At 38.3% G+C, this 20,453-nt stretch carries 18 protein-coding genes and 1 tRNA gene; 3 read left to right on the top strand and 16 right to left on the bottom strand.

The features are described from left to right. Window positions 1-54: 54 nt before the first annotated feature. Window positions 55-1,044 (bottom strand): YhdH/YhfP family quinone oxidoreductase, encoded by a 990-nt coding sequence (locus tag H1R81_RS19505; protein ID WP_181842417.1) that lies wholly within the window; start codon window positions 1,042-1,044, stop codon window positions 55-57. Between the two features lie 413 nt (window positions 1,045-1,457). Between H1R81_RS19505 and H1R81_RS19500 the strand changes: the two genes are divergently transcribed. After that, a complete protein-coding gene (locus tag H1R81_RS19500) occupies window positions 1,458-2,450 on the top strand; it encodes an MBL fold metallo-hydrolase (protein ID WP_181842416.1) in 993 nt (330 codons plus the stop codon). A 4-nt stretch (window positions 2,451-2,454) separates the two neighbouring features. On the opposite strand, the gene H1R81_RS19495 is transcribed toward H1R81_RS19500, so the two are convergent. The 11 genes from H1R81_RS19495 to H1R81_RS19445 all read right to left on the bottom strand — a co-directional run bounded on the left by H1R81_RS19495 (window position 2,455) and on the right by H1R81_RS19445 (window position 13,968). Then, the gene (locus tag H1R81_RS19495; protein WP_181842415.1) at window positions 2,455-3,333 is read right to left on the bottom strand and encodes a serine protease; all 879 of its coding nucleotides are present in this window, start codon (window positions 3,331-3,333) and stop codon (window positions 2,455-2,457) included. Window positions 3,334-3,420: 87 nt separating this feature from the next. Beyond that, window positions 3,421-5,055 (bottom strand): chaperonin GroEL, encoded by a 1,635-nt coding sequence (groL, locus tag H1R81_RS19490; RefSeq protein WP_181842414.1) that lies wholly within the window; start codon window positions 5,053-5,055, stop codon window positions 3,421-3,423. A 120-nt stretch (window positions 5,056-5,175) separates the two neighbouring features. Beyond that, window positions 5,176-5,451, bottom strand: coding sequence for a co-chaperone GroES (gene groES, locus H1R81_RS19485; protein WP_101725194.1), 276 nt, complete (start codon window positions 5,449-5,451; stop codon window positions 5,176-5,178). A gap of 216 nt (window positions 5,452-5,667) precedes the next feature. Continuing rightward, entirely contained in the window at window positions 5,668-6,246 is a 579-nt protein-coding gene (locus H1R81_RS19480; RefSeq protein ID WP_181842413.1) for a DNA polymerase III subunit psi, read from the bottom strand. Window positions 6,247-6,511: 265 nt separating this feature from the next. Continuing rightward, window positions 6,512-7,792 (bottom strand): adenylosuccinate synthase, encoded by a 1,281-nt coding sequence (locus H1R81_RS19475; RefSeq protein WP_181842412.1) that lies wholly within the window; start codon window positions 7,790-7,792, stop codon window positions 6,512-6,514. A 44-nt stretch (window positions 7,793-7,836) separates the two neighbouring features. Beyond that, a complete protein-coding gene (locus tag H1R81_RS19470; RefSeq protein WP_181842411.1) occupies window positions 7,837-8,298 on the bottom strand; it encodes a Fur family transcriptional regulator in 462 nt (153 codons plus the stop codon). A gap of 164 nt (window positions 8,299-8,462) precedes the next feature. Next, entirely contained in the window at window positions 8,463-8,825 is a 363-nt protein-coding gene (locus tag H1R81_RS19465) for a hypothetical protein (RefSeq protein ID WP_181842410.1), read from the bottom strand. A 13-nt stretch (window positions 8,826-8,838) separates the two neighbouring features. Beyond that, complete coding sequence (locus tag H1R81_RS19460) at window positions 8,839-8,988, bottom strand: DUF5989 family protein (RefSeq protein ID WP_165372095.1); 150 nt, start codon at window positions 8,986-8,988, stop codon at window positions 8,839-8,841. 65 nt (window positions 8,989-9,053) lie between these two features. Beyond that, window positions 9,054-10,919, bottom strand: coding sequence for a carbamoyltransferase (locus tag H1R81_RS19455; protein WP_181842409.1), 1,866 nt, complete (start codon window positions 10,917-10,919; stop codon window positions 9,054-9,056). 225 nt (window positions 10,920-11,144) lie between these two features. Further along, the gene (locus H1R81_RS19450) at window positions 11,145-11,663 is read right to left on the bottom strand and encodes a hypothetical protein (RefSeq protein ID WP_181842408.1); all 519 of its coding nucleotides are present in this window, start codon (window positions 11,661-11,663) and stop codon (window positions 11,145-11,147) included. Between the two features lie 31 nt (window positions 11,664-11,694). After that, window positions 11,695-13,968, bottom strand: a complete 2,274-nt coding sequence (locus tag H1R81_RS19445) for a bifunctional (p)ppGpp synthetase/guanosine-3',5'-bis(diphosphate) 3'-pyrophosphohydrolase (RefSeq protein WP_181842407.1) — start codon at window positions 13,966-13,968, stop codon at window positions 11,695-11,697. Window positions 13,969-14,182: 214 nt separating this feature from the next. On the opposite strand from H1R81_RS19445, the gene H1R81_RS19440 reads away from it, so the two are divergent. Both H1R81_RS19440 and H1R81_RS19435 read left to right on the top strand, forming a co-directional pair. After that, window positions 14,183-14,264: transfer RNA gene (locus tag H1R81_RS19440), tRNA-Leu, on the top strand. A gap of 138 nt (window positions 14,265-14,402) precedes the next feature. Continuing rightward, window positions 14,403-15,746, top strand: a complete 1,344-nt coding sequence (locus tag H1R81_RS19435) for a trigger factor (RefSeq protein WP_181842406.1) — start codon at window positions 14,403-14,405, stop codon at window positions 15,744-15,746. 83 nt (window positions 15,747-15,829) lie between these two features. Here the strand turns inward: H1R81_RS19435 and gpmI are convergent, their stop codons facing one another. The 4 genes from gpmI to H1R81_RS19415 form a co-directional block, all read right to left on the bottom strand. Then, the gene (gene gpmI / locus H1R81_RS19430; protein ID WP_181842405.1) at window positions 15,830-17,368 is read right to left on the bottom strand and encodes a 2,3-bisphosphoglycerate-independent phosphoglycerate mutase; all 1,539 of its coding nucleotides are present in this window, start codon (window positions 17,366-17,368) and stop codon (window positions 15,830-15,832) included. 121 nt (window positions 17,369-17,489) lie between these two features. Further along, the gene (locus H1R81_RS19425) at window positions 17,490-18,032 is read right to left on the bottom strand and encodes a hypothetical protein (RefSeq protein WP_181842404.1); all 543 of its coding nucleotides are present in this window, start codon (window positions 18,030-18,032) and stop codon (window positions 17,490-17,492) included. 174 nt (window positions 18,033-18,206) lie between these two features. After that, entirely contained in the window at window positions 18,207-18,713 is a 507-nt protein-coding gene (locus H1R81_RS19420) for a low molecular weight protein-tyrosine-phosphatase (protein ID WP_181842403.1), read from the bottom strand. An 85-nt stretch (window positions 18,714-18,798) separates the two neighbouring features. Beyond that, on the bottom strand, window positions 18,799-20,445 hold the full coding sequence (locus tag H1R81_RS19415; RefSeq protein WP_181842402.1) for an amidohydrolase: 1,647 nt from the start codon (window positions 20,443-20,445) through the stop codon (window positions 18,799-18,801). Window positions 20,446-20,453: the final 8 nt, after the last annotated feature.

Raw genomic sequence — 20,453 nt, 5'->3', positions numbered from 1 at the left:
GTACTTAGTAAACATTATAGCTATTAAGTTTAACAACTTGAAATTTGTATAATTTCATAACCTAACAACCACTCTTCCCATCTGTCCGCCTTTCAGTATCTTTCTTATTTCTTTGTCTAAGCCTTTTAAGCCGACAGTCCTGGTAATAGACTGAATGCCCTCTGGTTTCCATTTTTTAGCCAGATTCTTCCACATTTTCTTTCGCCACTCAATATCGCATTCAGAAGAGTCAATCCCAAACATAGATACGCCCCGTAAGATAAACGGGAAAACAGTTGTTGGTAATTCTGGTGATTGCACTAAACCACACAAACTGACAACTCCATTGTATTGCATTGATTTCAGGATAGTAGCGAGTATATTGCCGCCTACTGTATCAACACAGCCAGCATAAATACCCTTTAGCATCGGTTTGCCAGATTGGTCGTTTACAGCTTCACGAGAAACAACTTCTTTGGCACCTAAGTTTAAGAGAAAGGCTTCTCCCTCCGGCTTACCAGTTACACCTACAACGGCAAATCCCAATTTAGCCAGAATCATGACTGCCATTGTTCCGACCCCACCTGTTGCACCTGTCACAATTACTTTTCCTTTGTCAGGTGTCAAGCCAGTTTGTAAGAGTTTATCGATACATAGAGCCGCTGTCAACCCGGCTGTACCAAAAATCATGCTTTCTTTTAGTCGTAATCCTCTTGGTAGTTTCACTACCCATTTAGCCGGAACACGAATATATTGGCCAAATCCACCTGCTGTATTCATGCCCAAATCAAAACCTGTCACAATGACTTGCTCACCTACAGATAACTCATCAGAATTGGATTCTTCAACAATACCTGCTGCATCAATCCCGGGTGTATGCGGATAATTACGTGTAACTCCACGATTGCCACTGGAAGAAAGCGCATCTTTATAATTAAGAGATGAATATTTAACACGTATGAGTACCTCTCCGGCAGGTAAATCATCAGTAGAACGTTCTATAATCTGTCGTGAAAATGTTTTATCTTCATTTTCACTCACATAAAAAGCTTGAAAAGTTGGCATAGTATTCAGTATTGTTTCAGCAAATATGAAAAAAAGTTTATTGTGAAGAGAAAGAAATGATTAATTAAAGTATTTAATAAGAGAATTTGGTGAAATAATGATATTTAATAAGAAAGATAATAACGACTAAAAATCATAGCCTTATGACGTCATTCCTGTTTGAGCGCGATTAAAAATCCGATTATAGTCTATAAAATATTCAAGGGTTTATCAGATTTTTAATTGCGTGAGTTTGAATGATAGGCTGCTTTTTTGGTTACTTTTTTGCAGCCCAAAAAAGTAACAACCCGGGACTAACCAAAATTGGAATTAAATGTGTAATCCATAAGTCTATTCTCACATTAACTTTCGTAGACATTTAATGGAACTTTTACAAAAAACTTTAAATTATAAAGAGAAATCAATTTCACGACATGCCATATACCTCCAATCCAGACTTACCAACTATAAAATTACCATTTGAATGGAACGGAACTCCCATTGATGAAAGAGAAAGGTTTGTGAATTATGAATTTCCTTTCGTTGATTCGTTCAGAGATGTATTAAGATGGCAATTCACCAAAAATCCGCAGAAAACAGAGAAGAAAACAGATAAATGGCGAGCAGAAGTCTTACAAAATCAAGGCTTTCTTGAATCAAAAAAAGATTGTATTGTGTGGTTAGGGCATGCTTCCTTCTTTATTCGACTGGCAGGTATTACTTTGTTGATAGACCCGGTCTTATTCAATGTATCACTCATAAAACGACAATCAGCATTACCTGTTCCGGCAGAGGAATTGCGTAATCTTGATTATATTATGGTTTCGCATGATCATCGAGATCACTGCGATGAAAAGAGCCTACGATTATTAGCCAAAAATAATCCTGATACTACTTATCTGACAAGCTTAGGCGTTGATAAGCTTATAAATACATTTACTCATAGCAACAAAATTCAGGCAGCAGGTTGGTATCAGCAGTATAAAACTAATGATGCCATAAAGGTCTATTATGTGCCTTCAAGGCATTGGGGGAGAAGGTTTTTGAGAGACACCAATCTTCGCTTATGGGGAGGATATGTCATTCAGGGCTCAGGAAAAACGATTTACTTTAGTGGTGATTCAGGCTATGGTGGTCATTTTGAAGATATTGGTGAAATCTTCCCGAATATAGATTATTGTCTCATTGGCGTAGGTGCCTATAAACCGGAGTTCTTTATGGGACAAAGTCATGTTTCGCCGACAAATGCCGTAAAAGCCTTTCATGATATGCATGCCAAAGTAATGATACCGATGCACTATGGCACTTTTGATTTATCTGATGAGCCTATGGGAGACCCTTTGAGAGTTTTAAGAAACTTAGAAGAACAGGGTGAAATTAAAGGCGATTTAAAAGCCCTCAAGGTGGGAGAGGTACTTAAGTGCTAAGCTATTAAGATTCACTTACCTTGTATTGAACCTTATTAGCCTCTAAAAATTTCAGAATTGTTTCTATATGTACACCCATGCCAACATTAATAAACTGATGCTCAGTGATCTCTTTATTATCAATCACTACTTTTGGCGAAAACCCTAAAGCCAAATGAGCTGTTCGGCTTTGAATGGCCCAGATATTCCCGGCAGTATCAAATATAGGCCCACCACTTTGTCCACGAAATCCGGGCGTAGAAGTTTCAACAAATTTCACATCATATTGATTATTTCCGGAATTGGGCTGTAAAACCTCTCTGGTAAAAATCCCATCAATCGGAAAACGTGGGATTGGCAAGGCATTTGGCGCAATCTGAAATGAATTGTTGTTTTCGTTGAACGTAGCCTTTACTTCATGAAAAGGATACCCTAATTTACAAAGGCTTGTTCCTATAGCTAAATTACCCGGTTTTTTGAATACAGGATATTGCGGACAGAATTGATGATTAAAATTAGTTAGTCTACCAATAGCTATATCATTTTCGGTTAGTAGATGTATATTATCAATTCCATGTATATCAGCGCCCCACCAGTAAGAGTACGTTCGTATCCATTTCGGGTTATATTTTACTTTGTCTAATCTTTTCTTTTTATCCTGAGCTGATAGGTATTTGTTATTTTCTATCTCACTTACCTCCAGATTATACTGATTTATCTCTGCCGTATCTCGTTGATGCGCCAGCATTGTATCAAATATATGGGCAGCGGTTATAATCCATCCCTCATTATTTACTATCACAAATGAACCTACACTACATTCTACTGTTCCATCGAAACGTAAAGTTGAAATCAATACAGGTTGAGTATAATTGCTCGCGATTTGATAGGCTTTAGCAAACATCAGATTGGTGTTTAATCTGTAAAATTCAGGTATAAATAAAGCCCTCGAATTTCTCCGAGGGCTTCTTTGTATGTTCTAAGCATCTGATTACATCATGCCGCCCATTCCACCACCGTGGCCATGAGCACCCATGTCTGGAGCTTTTTCTTCAGGAATATCAGAAACTACAGCTTCTGTAGTTAATAATAAACCTGCGATAGAAGCAGCATTTTCTAATGCTAAACGAGTTACTTTAGTAGGGTCGATAATACCCGCAGCCAACATATCTTCATATTTGTCTTCACGAGCATTGTAACCGAATGAACCTTCACCACCTTTAACCGCTTGTACAATTACTGAACCTTCGCCACCAGCATTAGCAACGATTGTACGTAATGGTGCTTCAATAGCAGATCTGATGATAGCGATACCTGTTGTTTCGTCACCATTAGCGCCTTTTAAGCCTTCTAAAGCTGCTTGCGCACGGATTAACGCTACACCACCACCTGATACGATACCTTCTTCAACCGCAGCGCGTGTGGCATGAAGTGCATCATCAACGCGGTCTTTTTTCTCTTTCATTTCTACTTCTGTAGCAGCACCGATATAGATGATCGCTACACCACCTGACAATTTAGCCAGACGTTCTTGTAGTTTCTCACGATCGTAATCAGAAGTTGTTGATTCGATTTGTGCTTTGATCTGATTTACACGACCTGTGATTTGTTCCTGATCACCAGCACCATTTACGATAGTTGTGTTATCTTTATCAATAATGATTTTATCGCAATGTCCTAAGTAAGATAGGTCAGCGTTTTCTAATTTGAATCCACGCTCTTCAGCAATAACAGTACCACCAGTCAAGATAGCGATGTCTTCCAACATAGCTTTACGACGATCACCGAAACCTGGAGCTTTTACTGCACAGATTTTCAATGCACCACGGATTTTGTTTACTACTAATGTAGCAAGTGCCTCTCCGTCAACATCTTCAGAGATGATTAACAACGGACGACCCGTTTGTGCTACACCTTCCAATACTGGAAGTAACTCTTTCATTGAAGAGATTTTTTTCTCCGAGATCAGGATGAAAGGTTTTTCTAATTCAACTTCCATTTTCTCAGGGTTAGTTACGAAGTAAGCCGATAAATAACCACGGTCAAACTGCATACCTTCTACTGTTTTAACTTCAGTTTCAGTACCACGAGCTTCTTCTACTGTGATTACACCTTCTTTACCAACTTTCTCCATTGCATGAGCAATCATCTGACCGATTTCGAAGTCGTTGTTCGCAGAGATAGTTGCAACTTGTTCGATTTCTTTTGAAGTAGAGATAGCTTTTGATTGACCTTTCAATGCTTCAACAACCGCTGAAACAGCTTTGTCGATACCACGTTTCAAATCCATTGGATTTGCACCAGCGGCTACGTTTTTAGCACCGATTGTGTAGATTGACTGCGCCAATACAGTAGCGGTAGTTGTACCGTCACCGGCCTGGTCAGCAGTTTTAGAAGCTACTTCTTTTACCAATTGTGCTCCCATGTTTTCAATCGAATCTTTTAATTCGATTTCTTTTGCTACAGTTACACCATCTTTAGTGATAGCTGGTGAACCGAATTTTTTATCAAGAATTACGTTACGACCTTTTGGTCCTAAAGTTACTTTAACAGCGTTAGCAAGTGTATCTACGCCACGCTTCAATTTTTCTCTTGCTTCTGTATCAAAAATGATTTGCTTTGCCATGTTGTTTTACTAATGATGAATTAGTGAATAAAAATGAGTGAATGATTGAATAGAAATTATATGTAGATAGAGACAGTTCTACAATCCACACTATAACGGCGAACCTTTAGTCTGATAAAATTAAACGATTGCGTAGATGTCTGATTCACGCATGATAAGGTATTCTTTGCCTTCAACGGTAATTTCAGTTCCAGCGTATTTTCCGTAAAGTACGCTATCACCTACTTTTACTAATAGCGGCTCGTCTTTTTTGCCAGGACCTACTGCTACTACGATACCTTTTTGTGGTTTTTCTTTAGCAGTGTCGGGAATGATAATACCGAATGCCGTTTTTTCTTCCGCCGGAGCAGCTTCAATTAATACTCTGTCTGCTAATGGCTTAACGTTTACTGACATAGTTATTTTGATTTTTTATGGTTTTAATAATTGTACAAGTTAAAACCAGACAAAGATGTCTGATATTGAGGTTGCTGACAAGTCAACAAGATTTTTGCCAACGAGCCGCAAAGGTACGGTTTTCTGACAAATTTTCAGTATTAACTGACAAAATTGTTAAAAGTATGACAGGTCATTGAAAAATACTTTTGTAGAGTTGGAATATAGCGACGAAGATTATTTATTAAACATTTTTTGCAAAGCTGCCCAAAGATCTTTTTTTAATTTGGTGTCTGCTGCGATAACACCTAAATCATGAGCTAATAAAAAATCAATACCTGACACTGTTCTGATTTCGTAAGGCACCAACATCAAATCCCAGTTAAGTTTACTAAGCCCAACCCCGAAGCTGATAAATTTGGCCGTAATTTTTTGTTCAATAAAAGATGGGTAATCTATTTGTTGAGTTTTTTGTATTTCTATCAAATCAATTTGCGCTAATGATAAACCAACAGCCCTTAAAATTTTACTTAATAAACCTTTTTCATCCTCAGAAATTACCTCGGAAATTACTAAAACTTTATGGTTAAGTTTCAGAGGAATAGTGACAGGTACTACAGGTTTAGGTGCTTCAGCTACCAGAACAGGGGGTGGGGTGGGTGCAACTTTTGGTGTTGAAAAAACTTCAGGGGTTTCTTCCGCCGAAGAGGTCTCTTTTTTTTCGGCTACAATCTCTTTTTCAGAATCTATTCCAGTCTGTGGATTTTTGTAAAGGGTTTCTTTATTGAAAAGATATTGGGCCAGTATATGATTCATACTCGTTGATCAAATGGAAATATATTATCCCTACGGGATATCGACAGTGGGGAAATTTATTATTCGTACCGGTATATCGTCCCTACAGGACTTAAAAATATCCCGTAGGGATGCTATATAGGTAGAAAAAAATAGCTAAAGTCGCTTTTAAGTCCCGTAGGGATGGTATATTAAAATCTTAGAGTTTATTTACCCATCAAGTACAATGTGTCTGAAAAATTAAGTCTCTTAGATTTCGGTCTAAGAGACTTATAATATTTGGGTATCAAGACACTACAGCCTCTCTTAAAATAACGGCTTCGCGGTCTGGCCCGGTAGAGATGAAACTAATCGGAACGGCTAATTCGGCTTCTAAATAATTGATATAATCTGACAATTCTGCAGGAATTTCATTATAAGTATGGAAGTTCTCCAAAGAGCATTTCCAACCTTTAAACGATTTGTAGATAGGCTCCACTGTAATATCAGTTAAATCAAATGGCATTTGCTCTGTAATTGTGCCATCTGGCAGACGATAGTGGGTACAAACCTTAATTTCGTCAAGGAAATTTAATACATCCACTTTCATCATTATTAATTGTGTAACACCATTGAGCATGATGCTGTATTTCAAAGCAGGTAAATCTAACCAGCCTGTACGGCGCGGGCGGCCAGTGGTTGCACCAAACTCTCTTCCTTCCTGACGAATAGCCTCTCCTAATTCATCGTTCAATTCAGTAGGGAATGGCCCGCTTCCTACTCTTGTACAATAAGCTTTGAAGATACCATATACTTCGCCAATGCTACGGGGCGCAACGCCTAAACCAGAACAAACCCCTGCCGCAGTAGTATTAGAACTCGTTACGAACGGATACGAACCGAAATCTATATCTAATAATGAGCCTTGTGCACCTTCGGCTAATATTTTCTGTCCTTTTTTAAGGGAATCGTTCACAATGTATTCGCTGTCAAGAATGGTAAATTCTTTCAGGAATTCAATGGCTGCAAAAAATTCTCTTTCAGATTCTGAAAGGTCATAAGCGAATTCGTGGAAATCTAAAGTTTGTTTATGTATTGAAACCAGATTACGGTATTTGGTTTCAAAATTAGCAGAAAGAATATCACCTAATCTTAATCCCTGACGAGATACCTTGTCGGAATATGCAGGGCCGATGCCACGTAGTGTAGAACCAATTTTTGAATCACCTTTGGCTTTTTCTAAAGCAGCATCTAATAATCTATGTGTTGGAATAATGATAGCAGTCTTTTTTGAAATAATCAGGTTCTTCTTCAATTCGAGGTTATACTTAGCTAAACCCTCAATTTCTCTACGAAAAACGATAGGATCAAGCACTACACCATTACCTATAATATTTAAACAATCGGCACGGAAAATACCTGAGGGTATCTGATGCAGAACATGTTTGATGCCATCAAATTCAAGTGTGTGGCCGGCATTGGGGCCACCCTGAAAACGAGCAACAACCTGATAATCAGGGGCAAGCACATCAACAATTTTCCCTTTGCCTTCATCGCCCCATTGTAAACCTAAAAGTATATCAATCATTATTGGTTAAAAAGACTATGTCTGTAATTATATATTAGAAAAAATTAAACTTTGTTTTCACATCTTTCTCGTTGACAATTGCCGTAGAATATCAACGAATGGTGCATAACTTTAAACTGGAGCATATCGCCTACCATACTTTGTATATTTTGCACGCGGGGGTCACAGAATTCCATGACTTTATGGCAGTCGACACAAATCAGGTGGTCATGTTGTTTGTAACCATAGGCTTTTTCGTATTGTGCCAGGTTTTTACCGAACTGGTGTTTGGTTACGAGGTCACATTCTACTAATAAATCAAGGGTATTATATACTGTTGCTCTACTGACTTGATATTTTTTGTTTTTCATAGAAATATACAGGTCTTCTACCTCAAAGTGGTCATCACGTGAGTATATTTCTTCCAGGATTGCGTATCTTTCCGGGGTTTTTCGAAGCTGTTTAGCTTCGAGGTAGGCAGTAAAAATACGCTTGGCTGAGTCAAAATTTGATGGATTCGGAACCATATTGTTCGCTATGTTTGACTGTTATTTTGGTGTGAAGTTACAAAGAAAATAGATAAGAACGGAAAAATGTATCAACGAATGATTATTTTTCTCAAAATAGATAAACAAGCACTGGGTATAGTTCAATGCTTGTATAAGTCGGAGGAATATTCGTAAATGATATATTACCAGGTATTTTCCAGGTCTTTTTTTACATAAGTATGATTTCGCTCATCGTATGCACTGGCAGCAGGCTTTTTCAGTTTCAGGACATCTTCTTTTTTGAAAATTTTCATTAAAAGAGCAATAGGAGTAAGAAAAATGAAAAAAATCAGACTCAATAATACGGTAGAGTTAATTCTTCCTAAAACTTCAGCAAATTTTAGCCAGATCCAGGCGATTTTTTCAGCAATAAAATTAGAAAGTACCCCCAATAGGCCCACAACAAGAGCTGCGATTAAAAGCCCTTGTATTTTAAAAATAAAAAATAACACTAATAGCCCTACCACAATTGTCAGGACAATCTCTTTTGTGTTTTGTTGTTTCATTCTTTAAAATAACTTAGAATAAAGTATAAATAAATGGAGCAATAGCTGATCCGCCACCAATCACAATCAAAACTCCAATTAATAATAATACCACAATCATTGGCATAAGCCACCATTTTTTTCTTTCTTTTAAGAAGTTCCAGAGGTCTTGTAAAAAATCCATATCTGTACATATCCCTCCCTTCGGGGGATTGGTTTAAGGTTATAATAGTTTTTAGGGGTGCAAAACTAATCTAATTTATATTCATCTTTCCATGATTCTGATTCAGTCCATTTTGGTTGGAATTTTTTATCAAATATAAAATTTCCAACTACTAAATAGTCCATTTCGGTACGCATAAGGCACTTGTAGGCATCTTCAGGGGTACAAACGATGGGTTCGCCACGAACGTTAAAGCTAGTATTGACGATAACGCCATAGCCTGTTTGCTTTTTGAATTCGTTGATGAGTGTCCAATACCGTGGATTGGTTTCCTGATGGACAGTCTGAATACGGGCAGAGTAATCGATATGTGTAATTGAAGGTAAATCTGAACGTAAAAAGTAGAGTTTTTCCATCATAGGCAATTGCTCGTAATTGTCGGGAAAAACGGTTCTTCTTTTTTTGTTTACTCCGTGTACCAATAGCATATAAGGCGAGGGTGTTTCGCATTCAAAATATTCTTCGACATCTTCTGCCAAAACAGACGGCGCAAAAGGACGGAAGCCCTCTCTGTATTTAATTTTTAAATTCAGTTTTTTTTGCATTTCGGGGTTTCGGGCATCACCTAAAATGCTTCTGCCACCCAAGGCTCTCGGGCCAAATTCCATTCGCCCCTGAAACCAGCCTATTACATTGCCTTCTGACAGAAGTTGGGCAGTTTCTGCCGCTAACTCTTCAAAATTTCCAAAATACTGATAGTTGGCATCGTACTTTTTAGCCATTTGTTTCACTTCAAGATCAGAATACTCTGGCCCTAAATAAGAACCGTGCATTTCGTCTAAAGTATTCGGAGTGGGATTACGCTCCTGGTTAAAATAGATATAGTAAGCAGCCAATGCAGCACCTAATGCACCCCCTGCATCTCCAGCAGCGGGTTGAATATAAATATTTTCAAAAATACTGGTTTTTTGCAGTTTACCGTTTGCTACGCAGTTGAGAGCGACTCCACCTGCCATGCAAAGGTTTTTAGAGCCTGTCAGTCGTTTGGCTTCTTCAGCCATCTTAATCACAACCTCTTCTGTAATTTCCTGAATGGCCAGGGCGAAATCGCAGTGAATTTGTTCTAACAGACTTTCAGATTCACGGCGTTTAAAGCCCAGAAGTTGCTCCCATTTGTCATCAAATACCATTCTTAGCCCGGTTGCATAGTTGAAATATTCCTGATTGAGCCATATTGAACCATCAGGCTTTATTTCGATGAGTTCATTTCTGATGAGGTCAACAAACCGGGCTACCTGCGCAGAGCCATGATTGCCATAAGGAGCCAAGCCCATCAGTTTGTATTCGCCTGAGTTTACTTTAAATCCGCAATAATAGGTAACGGCCGAATATAGCAACCCTAACGAGTGCGGAAAGCGCAACTCTTTCAGGATTGTCATCTGGTTTCCTTTGCCATAACAGATTGAGGCTGTTGCCCATTCGCCAACGCCATCAATAGTCAGTATAGCGGCATCCTGGTAAGGAGAGGGGTAATAGGCACTGGCGGCATGTGAAAGATGGTGCTCTGGAAAAAGTAATTTTGCTTTTCTTTTATTATAATTTCCGATTTTTTCCAATTCTTCATGAAGCATTCTTTTAAGAAACATCTTCTCTTTAAGCCATACCGGAATAGATGTAAGAAACGATTTAAGACCCCTTGGAGAGAAGCCATAGTAGGTCTCTAAGAGACGTTCAAATTTTAATAAGGGCTTATCGTAGAAAACAATGGCATCTACCTTATCTAAGGTCATTCCACTATAATCCAAACAAAATCTTACGGCATTCGCCGGGAATGCCGGGTCATGTTTTATTCTTGTAAATCGTTCTTCCTGGGCTGCTGCGAGAATTTCGCCATTCCTGATAAGAGCTGCTGCAGAATCATGGTAAAATGCAGAAATTCCTAAAATTGTCATGTATAAGTAATTCGGGGATTTTTTTAGTCCTTTTTGTAAATTCGATTACAAATATATAGAATTTATAACCTTTCTGATATTAAATATTAATTAAGAGCGAAAAAATTTATTTAAGGGCAATTTTTTTTCTCTGATTAAAATATGAAGATTAAATTCTGAAAAATGAAGCAACATCTAAAGCGGCTTCTGGAAGACAATTTTACTGACAATAATGAAACCAAAACATCAAAATCTGAGCGTGAGACCAACGCCATTACTTTCTGTAAAGCCAAAATTTATCTGTTGTATAAAAGAAATTGCCGGTTTCTGATTTTTCAATTTGGCATTATAAATATCGACAGAGTGTTGAACCAGTTCGTTAGAAGACTCTATCATACACAAACCTGCTCCTGCAAGGCCAATGCCAATCAGTAATTTAGGAAGACTACGAATCTTATACTGCACTTCATTTCCTTTAACAATTGCCGTGGCATCTTTACCTTTTAAAGCCACTACGGCTAATCCTATTCCGGCAACAGTTACAACAGGGGCTACGGGGTTCATGTAATAGCCCCATTTATATTTTACTTTGGGTTGCCAGGTATCTTTATACAGGCTCAGGATTTTGCCATGCGAAAGTTTAAAGCCATTTCTGTATATTTTTGTAGTAATGAATACTCTTTTTGCAGTAAGGGTATCTAAGGTCTGAGCAGAAGCCGACAAACTAATCAATACAAACATTAACAGGATAGCTAAGGGTTTCATTGAGGAGTGGGTTATTATAGTGTGTTTAGGTTCAGTTTTCTACATCGACACGTGTTACCTGGTGAACGCCCTCTATCTCGCCTAATTGCTTCATCAGTTTTTCTAAATGTCGTGTATCCTGAACATATAGTTTTATATCACCCGTAAATATACCATCATTTGTATCAACTGCCAAAGAACGCATATTAATATGTAATTCGCTTGATATAACTTTGGAGATGTCTTGAATCATTCCCATCCGGTCTATGCCATCTAAGTGTATAGTAGCAACGAAGGCTTTGGCTACTTGTGACGACCACCGCGCTTTAATGACCCTATTCCCATACTGAGATAGTAATTGCTGTGCGTTTGGGCAGGAATTGCGGTGAATTTTAATCCCCTCGTTGACGGTCAGAAAACCAAATACGTCGTCACCTGGTATAGGATTACAGCAACGGGCTAAAGTAAAATCAATTTCCTGTAAATCATCTCCGATAAAGAGAGTGTCGTTACCTTTTACTTTTTTAATTTCTTTTTCAAAACTCTTGGCATCAATAAACGCCTTATTGTCTATTTCGATTCTGGCTTGTTTATTTAAACGTGCTTCTCTGTCAGCCTTAAATTTCTTGATTTCATCGGCATGAATATAGGCTTTACCAAAGGCATAATAGAGGTCGTTATAATCTTTTTTATTGAAATAGGCTCTTAACTGATTAAGTGTTTCGAGGTTATTTTCTAAGCCCAGAACTTTAAACTTTTTAGTTATTATTTCTTTACCATCACTATAATAAACCTTGTTTTCTTCTTTCAGCAGGTCTTTTATACGGGCTTTTGCTTTAGTAGTAGTAACAAACCTGAGCCAGTCTTCTGAAGGTTTCTGGTTTTTGGTAGTTAGAATCTCGACCTGATCGCCGTTTTGTAAGGTATAGCTAATCGGTACTAACTGATTATTCACTTTTCCGGCAGTACATTTCCTGCCTATGTCAGTATGAATCTCAAAGGCGAAATCTAATACAGTAGCTCCTTTTCTTAATACCTTTAAATCGCCTTTAGGCGTAAAAACAAAAACTTCTTCGTTATAGAAATTGCCTCTGAAGTCTTCCAGAAACTCAATAGCCGATTTGTCGCCAGATTGCAGTGTTTCACGTACCTGATTAATCCAGCGGTCGAGCGGCGCATTCATTGAGGTATCATTGCCTTTATACTTAAAGTGTGCTGCATAACCTCTTTCCGAAATTTCGTCCATCCGCTCGGTACGAATCTGAACTTCTACCCATTGACCCGTCTGGCTCATAACAGTTGTATGCAAGGATTCGTATCCGTTGGCTTTAGGAATTGAAATCCAGTCTTTCAATCGGTCAGGATTAGGCTTATACTGATCGGTTACAATAGAATAAACCTGCCAGCAAGCTGATTTTTCTTTTTCTGGCGGAACATTCTGCAGAATTACTCTTATAGCGAATAAATCGAAGATTTCTTCAAAAGGGGTATTCTGTTTTTTTATTTTGTTCCAGATGGAGTATATATGTTTTGGACGACCTTTAATTACAAACTCAATGCCGGTATCCTGTAGTTTTTTTTTGATAGGTTTAATGAAGTTGTCAATGAACCTGTCGCGGGTTGACTTTGTACTTTTGAGTTTTTGAGCAATGTCTTTAAATGTCTCTGGTTCGGTGTACTTAAGATAGAGGTCTTCGAGCTCGGATTTAATTTTATATAGACCTAAACGATGAGCAAGGGGGGCATAGATAAAAATGGTTTCATGGGCAATTTTCAGCTGCGAGTTCCGAGCCATGCTGCCAAGCGTACGCATATTATGGAGTCGGTCGGCCAGTTTTATCAGAATGACACGTACATCTTCTGAAAGCGTAATCAGCATTTTTCGGAAATTTTCGGCTTGTGCAGATGTACCTTGCTCGAAATTGCCTGATATTTTAGTAAGACCATCTATAATCCGGGCTACTTTGGATCCGAATTCCTTTTCTATCTCTTTCAGGGTCATGTCTGTGTCTTCAACTACATCGTGTAAAAGCGCACAGATAATTGAAGTTGCACCCAATCCGATTTCTTCTACGCAAATCTGAGCCACTTCTAATGGGTGATATATATAGGGTTCTCCCGATTTCCGCCGCATATCCTTATGCGCTTCCATCGAAATCGTAAATGCTTTTTTTATTTGTTTGGCATCATCTTCTTTCAGGGTGGGTTTGGCCGCCCGCAGTAATCGACGATACTTTGCTAATATCTCCGCTCTTTCTTTCTCAAGATTTATCATTGGCTCAGGCTGGCGACTGGTTTCCACTTTTTCTGCTATTTCTCCTAACATCCTTTTGTTTTATTGTATTCCTGAAGACTAATATAATTAATTAGCGGGGTAAGCGCAAATAATTCTTAAAGCAATAAATAAATTTCTGTTTTTTCATAGGCTGAGAAAAAGTTTTGAAAAAAAATAAATATTTTTTTAAAAGGAGTTGACATGAACAAAAAAACTAATTACCTTTGCAGCCCGATTCAGTTACAACTGACCGGAAATGAGCGATGCGGGCGTGGCGAAATTGGTAGACGTGCCAGACTTAGGATCTGGTGTCGCAAGGCATGGGGGTTCGAGTCCCTCCGCCCGTACAGACAACCCTCTGAACCTTGCCTGGTCAGGGGGTTTTTTAATAATACCAGTTTTAGCTCTATAAAACTTTTTGGTCGTTCAGCTTTTTACTGCTGAACGTGGCGATTTTATCAAAATAAACCTCATATTCCTACATAATGGAAACAATATTCGACAAGACTTCTGCAACAACCGGCAGACTTAAAGTAAGTGTTACAGAGGCAGACTACAAGCCTGAAGTAGATAAGAAAATTAAGCAATATACAAAAACTGCACAGGTGAAAGGCTTTCGCCCGGGCATGGTTCCTAAAGAATATATCCAAAGATTATACGGTAAAAGCATTTTAGTCGATGAAGTAATTAACCTGGTTTCAAAAAGTACTAACGAATATATTACCAATAATAAATTGCGTGTAGTAGGAGACCCAATGCCAGATAACGAACTTTCGGCAAAAGTAGATTGGGACAACAGCAAAGAGTTTTCTTTTGAATATGATTTAGGATTGGCTTCTGACTTTACAGTAGATTTAAGTTCGATTCCGGCCATTACGAATTACGAGATAGAGCCAACAGAGGAGAGAGTAAACGAAGCCATTGAGGATATCCGTCGTCGTTTTGGAAAAGATACAGAAGCAGAAGAGGTAGAGAAAGAAGACCTGGTTTTTGGAACATTGAAACAAGAGTCATCTGAAACTGAAATCAAAGATGCAACCATCTCGACGGGCCGCGTGCGTGAAGACTCTTTCCATATTTTTAAAGGATTAGAAAAAGGAAGCAGTGTGAATTTTGACATTCAGTCAATTTTTGAAAATGCCAAAGATTTAGGTTTCGCTACAGGTAAAAGTGAGGAAGAAGCGGCTGCTTTAGCAGGGGAGTTTGAATTTACAGTAGAGAAAATCACAAGAGTAGCACCAGCTGATATTGATCAGGAATTTTTTGACAAAGCGATTGGTGCAGGTAAAGTTACTAATGAAGAAGAATTCAGAGAAGAAATCAAGAAGATTGTTAAAGAAAACTACGAGCGTGAAAGTGATTATTTATTAGATTTTGAGGTAGAAAAAACACTTTTAGATAATATTCATATTGAATTACCAGATGCATTTTTAAAAAAATGGTTGTTGAATATCAACGAAGGTAAATTTACAGAAGAAGACATCGAAAAAGATTATGATGCTTTTGCGCGTGGTTTACGCATGGATCTGATCCGTAATGAGGTTGCATCTAACAACGAAATTAAGTTAGAGTATAATGATATTGTTGAAGAAGTAAAAGCAGAAATGCGTAATTATTTCGGTGCGTATTCTTACGAAGGTCTCGAAGACATTATCGATAATATGGCTCGCAAGCAATTGAAAGAAAACAAAGATAATGCTGTTCGTCGTTATACAGACCGTGCATTTGGCAAAAAAGTACGCGAGTTTTTGAAAGGAAATATGACAGTAGAAAAGAAAACTGTTAAGGTTGACGAATTCAATAAAATTGCAGAAGAGGTTTACGCCTAATCTTTTGTAATAAGGCAATTAAAAAGAAATCCTCGTAGCTCAGCTATGAGGATTTCTTTTTAATGAAAGATTTTGAAGGAATCTTAAGAAATTAATACGTTGCCTGTCATTTCTTTTGGTATTTCAACACCCATCAGAGTCAGAATAGTAGGGGCAATGTCGCCTAACTTTCCATCTTTTACCTGATAACGGTCTGTTTTATCTACCACAATACAAGGCACTAAGTTAAGCGAGTGCTGGGTATTAGGGGTTTTGTCGTCATTAATCATATAGTCAGCATTACCGTGGTCGGCAATCACGATTGCCGTATAGCCATTTTCGAGTGCCGTATCTACTACTTGCTCCAGGCATTTATCAACTGCCTCTACGGCCTGCACTACGGCACTGAATACACCTGTATGCCCAACCATGTCAGGATTCGCAAAATTCAGACATACGAAATCAACCTCATGCTTTTGCAATTCAGGAAGGATCGAGTTGTCAATATCGAAAGCCGCCATTTGTGGTTTTAAATCATAAGTAGGCACATCTTTAGGAGATGGGCATAGCAAACGACTTTCGCCGGCAAACGGTTCTTCGCGGCCACCTGAAAAGAAGAAAGTTACGTGAGGGTATTTTTCAGTTTCTGCAATACGAATCTGTTTTTTACCTGCCCGCTCCAAAACTTCGCCTAATGTGTTAGTCAGATTATCTTTCTCATAAATAACGTGTACATCATGGAAAGATTCATCGTAATTGGTCATGGTAAGATAATATAGCTTAAGTGCTTTCATTTCATATTCAGGAAAATCCTGTTGTGTCAATACTTCAGTGATTTCTCTACCACGGTCAGTACGGAAATTGAAACACATGACTACATCACCTTCTTCTATTAAGCCAATAGGGGCGTTGTTCTCAACAATAACAATCGGTTTTAAGAATTCATCAGTTACATTATGGTCATAAGATTGCTGAATGGTATCAGATAGCTGTTCTATTGTGATAGTAGACTCGCCTACACCTTTTACCATAGAATCGTAAGCCATTTTTACACGTTCCCAGCGTTTGTCTCTGTCCATGGCATAATAACGACCCACCACAGTAGCTATTTTTCCGGTTGAATTCCCTAAATGCGCTTGTAAATCAGCTAAAAAACCTTTGCCACTTTTAGGGTCGCAATCACGCCCGTCAGTAAACGCATGAACGAATACATCTGACAGACCGTAACCTGCCGCAGCACTGCAAAGCCCTTTTAAATGCTCGATATGAGAATGCACACCACCATCTGAAGCTAAACCGATGAAGTGCACTTTTTTGTTATTTGCCTTTGCATAGGCAAAAGCATCAACCAAGGCTGGTTCTTTGGCTAATTTGCCTTCTTCTACGGCTATACTTATCTTCTCTAATTCCTGATACACCACGCGTCCGGCTCCTAAGTTCATGTGACCCACTTCTGAATTACCCATTTGTCCGTTTGGTAATCCCACCGCTCGACCACATGCCTCCAGAGTACTATGAGGATATTCTTTTAAGAGCTTTCTGAAATAAGGTACATTAGCGGCATCAATGGCCGAACGCCATTCTTCGCCCGGTTTGGGAATCCCCCAACCATCAAGGATTATTAAAATTACTTTCTTGTTCATAGTGTAGTACCCCCGAAACCTGAATTAAGGTAGTTTATTTGGAAACATTTCATGCGTTGGGGTATAATTACCGCCTGAAAGTCTCATAAATTTCTTTGTTTTTCTTACCCCACAAATTTACTCATTTTTTCTTCAAGTCGGTTAAAATCTTCTTCCCCCTGCTAATAATAGCAGCCGAACCGTCCTGATTTTTCATAAGCATATCTTCTACTATTAATCGTAATTCGTGTTTCAGTTCCGGTATTTTTCTCGCAATATTATAACAGACTGTCATCGAAAAAACTCTGATGGCAATAGCTTCATTGCTATTGATAAACCCAAAACAAATGTCATAAATATCGTCAATGTATTCGTCGGGTACATCTACATACTGCCATACCCTTATAATATTTCTTTTGACAGAATCAGAAGCAAAAGGCTCCTGCAATTTCTGAATAAAATTTCTGAAATATGGAATAATCAGAAACGGATATTCATCGGCACATTCACTTAAAACCCAGCCTGCCTTTTGTGTATTAATATACTGACCCCTCAGAAAGATGTTCATCAGAACAGCAAAGCGATCTGTATCCGCACCAATGTATCCGGCAATTCTGGTTACTTGTGCCTTTGAGAAATCTCTGTTTATTTCGCTTTCAATATCTAAATCCTGAAAATCGGGCATTTTATTATTAATTCAATGAACGATTTAGTGAATGATTAATAAATTGTCTGAACTATGATTTAATGATTATACAGATTTTTAGAGCGGTGACATAATCAGCGATTTATAATAACTAAGAATATATTCTTCTCTTAATCAAGTCAATCAGTTAAATCGCAGTTCAGGATAAAATCACTAAATAGTTTCTTCAACTAATTTATATTTCTCGATCAGACTATTCATAAGGGCCTTACAACTTCTTTGAATGATATGAAAAACCTCTTCGAAATCTAATTCTGAGCCATAATAGGGGTCAGGTACTTCTTTTACACCGGTTACTTTAGGGTCGTAATCACGGAGTAAAAAGAGTTTTTCGGTAGAAGGAGTTGAATGTTTTAATCGATAATACATTTCATACACATCTTTAAAGTTGCTTTCGTCCATTACTACTATATGATTGAAAGCATCTAAATCTGCTGCCTGAATCTCTCTGCCCTTATGAGTTAATGCAATACCGTTATCCAGGGCATTTTTAATAGCCCGATGGTCGGGCAATTGTCCGGCGTGCCAACCCTTGGTTCCAGCCGAATCGCAAGAGATTTTATCTGCTAAATTATGTTTTTGTATGAGGTCGTTAAATACCCCTTCTGCAACCGGAGAGCGGCAAATATTGCCCAGACAAACGAATAATACTTTTACCATGATTATGATTGTGTAAATTTAACTTGCGTAAAGTTAGCTGTTTGTTGTACTCTTTATATCAAAAAAAAGCTATTTTAATTGACATTTAATAAACTTTCTCACCTCCGACAAAAGTATTGGTGACCTTAACGTTACGGAGTTTTTCTTTAGGTTCTTTCATAATATCAGCCTCTAATATCACAAAATCTGCCATTTTGCCGTTTTCAATACTACCGCGTTCTTTTTCTTCAAAATTGGCATAGGCACTCCAGATAGTCATAGCTTTTAAAGCCTGCTCACGTGTTAAGGCATTTTCCATCTGAAAGCCACCATCCGGGAAATTCTGTGCATCTTGACGTGCCACTGCAGAATGAAAACCAAATAATGGATTCACGTATTCAACAGGGAAGTCACTTCCATTGGCAATTACGCCGTTTTGCTTTAGTAAATCCTGAAACGCGTAGGCGGTTTTTACCCGTTCATTGCCCAGACGTTCATCAGCCCAGTACATATCTGAGGTGGCATGGGTTGCCTGAATTGATGGAATAACCGAATATCGGCCGAATTTAGGCACATCTTCTTTTGAAACTACCTGGCAATGCTCTATTCGCCAGCGGCGGGCATTTTTGCCTTTTAATAATTTACCATACAGATTCAGAATCAGGCGATTGGCTGAATCGCCTATACAATGAGTATTTGCCTGAAAATCTGAGTTATAGATGGCTGTCAGGCTTCTTTCCAATTCGGCGGCACTTAGCAATAAAAATCCGGTTTTGGTAGGTTCATCGTTATAAGGTTTCAGAAGACAAGCTCCACGAGACCCCAAAGCACCATCTGCGTAGAGTTTAAATGAACGTACATTGAGGCGATCGGTTTTATAAATTCCTTTCTTGATATAATAGTCCAAATTGCGGATACCTAAAGATACCATCACATAATTGCGTATTTTTAGAGAGCCTGCTTTGTTCAGTTTATCAATCAACTCAATGTCATCCTGATTCAAACCTGCATCAGAAACCGTGGTCAAACCATATTTAAAACATTCTTTCTGTGCAGCTAAAAGCATATTTTGCTTTTCTTTTTCAGTTGAAACAGGTATTACTCTGCGTACCAATCCCATGGCATTATCAACTAAAATACCTGTCAGTTGTCCGTCTATTACTTCTACATCACCACCATTTACTTTACTGGCTGGTGATATTCTGGCTAATTGAATAGCCTTTGAATTAATGATAGCTGCGTGCCCATCAATGCGTGTCAGAAGCACAGGTTTGTCAGGAAATGCTTTATCCAATAATTCTTTGGTTGGAAAAACTTTTACCTCCCAATCATTCTGGTCCCAGCCGCGACCAATAATCCACTGATGATCGGGATGTTCGGCAGCGAATTTTTTTAAACGTTCAATGATTTCCTCATAAGATTTGGTATCAACTAAGTCGCATTGATTCAACATTTGTCCTAAGCCTAAAAAATGGCTATGCGGGTCATAAAACCCCGGATAAACCGGTTTTTTGTTGGCATCAATTTTTTGCTTTGTGTTAAACCTTGCCAGTATATCTTTGGAACTACCCACGCCAATAAATTTACCATCTTTTATGGCAAAGGCTTCGGCGGTATTAAACTGATTATTGACCGTATAAACAACAGCATTATGCACGATGAGGTCGGCTTGTTGTTTCTGTGCTAATAGGGGAGAACACAGACTCAAAGCGACAAATGCACTCAGTAAGAATGTTTTTGAAGTGAATATCATACAATGGT

The sequence above is a fragment of the Emticicia sp. BO119 genome, from assembly GCF_013912375.1.
Taxonomy (GTDB): Bacteria; Bacteroidota; Bacteroidia; order Cytophagales; family Spirosomataceae; genus Emticicia.
The sequence above is the reverse complement of the archived record's forward strand: the minus strand, read 5'-3'. Positions and strand labels throughout refer to the sequence as shown.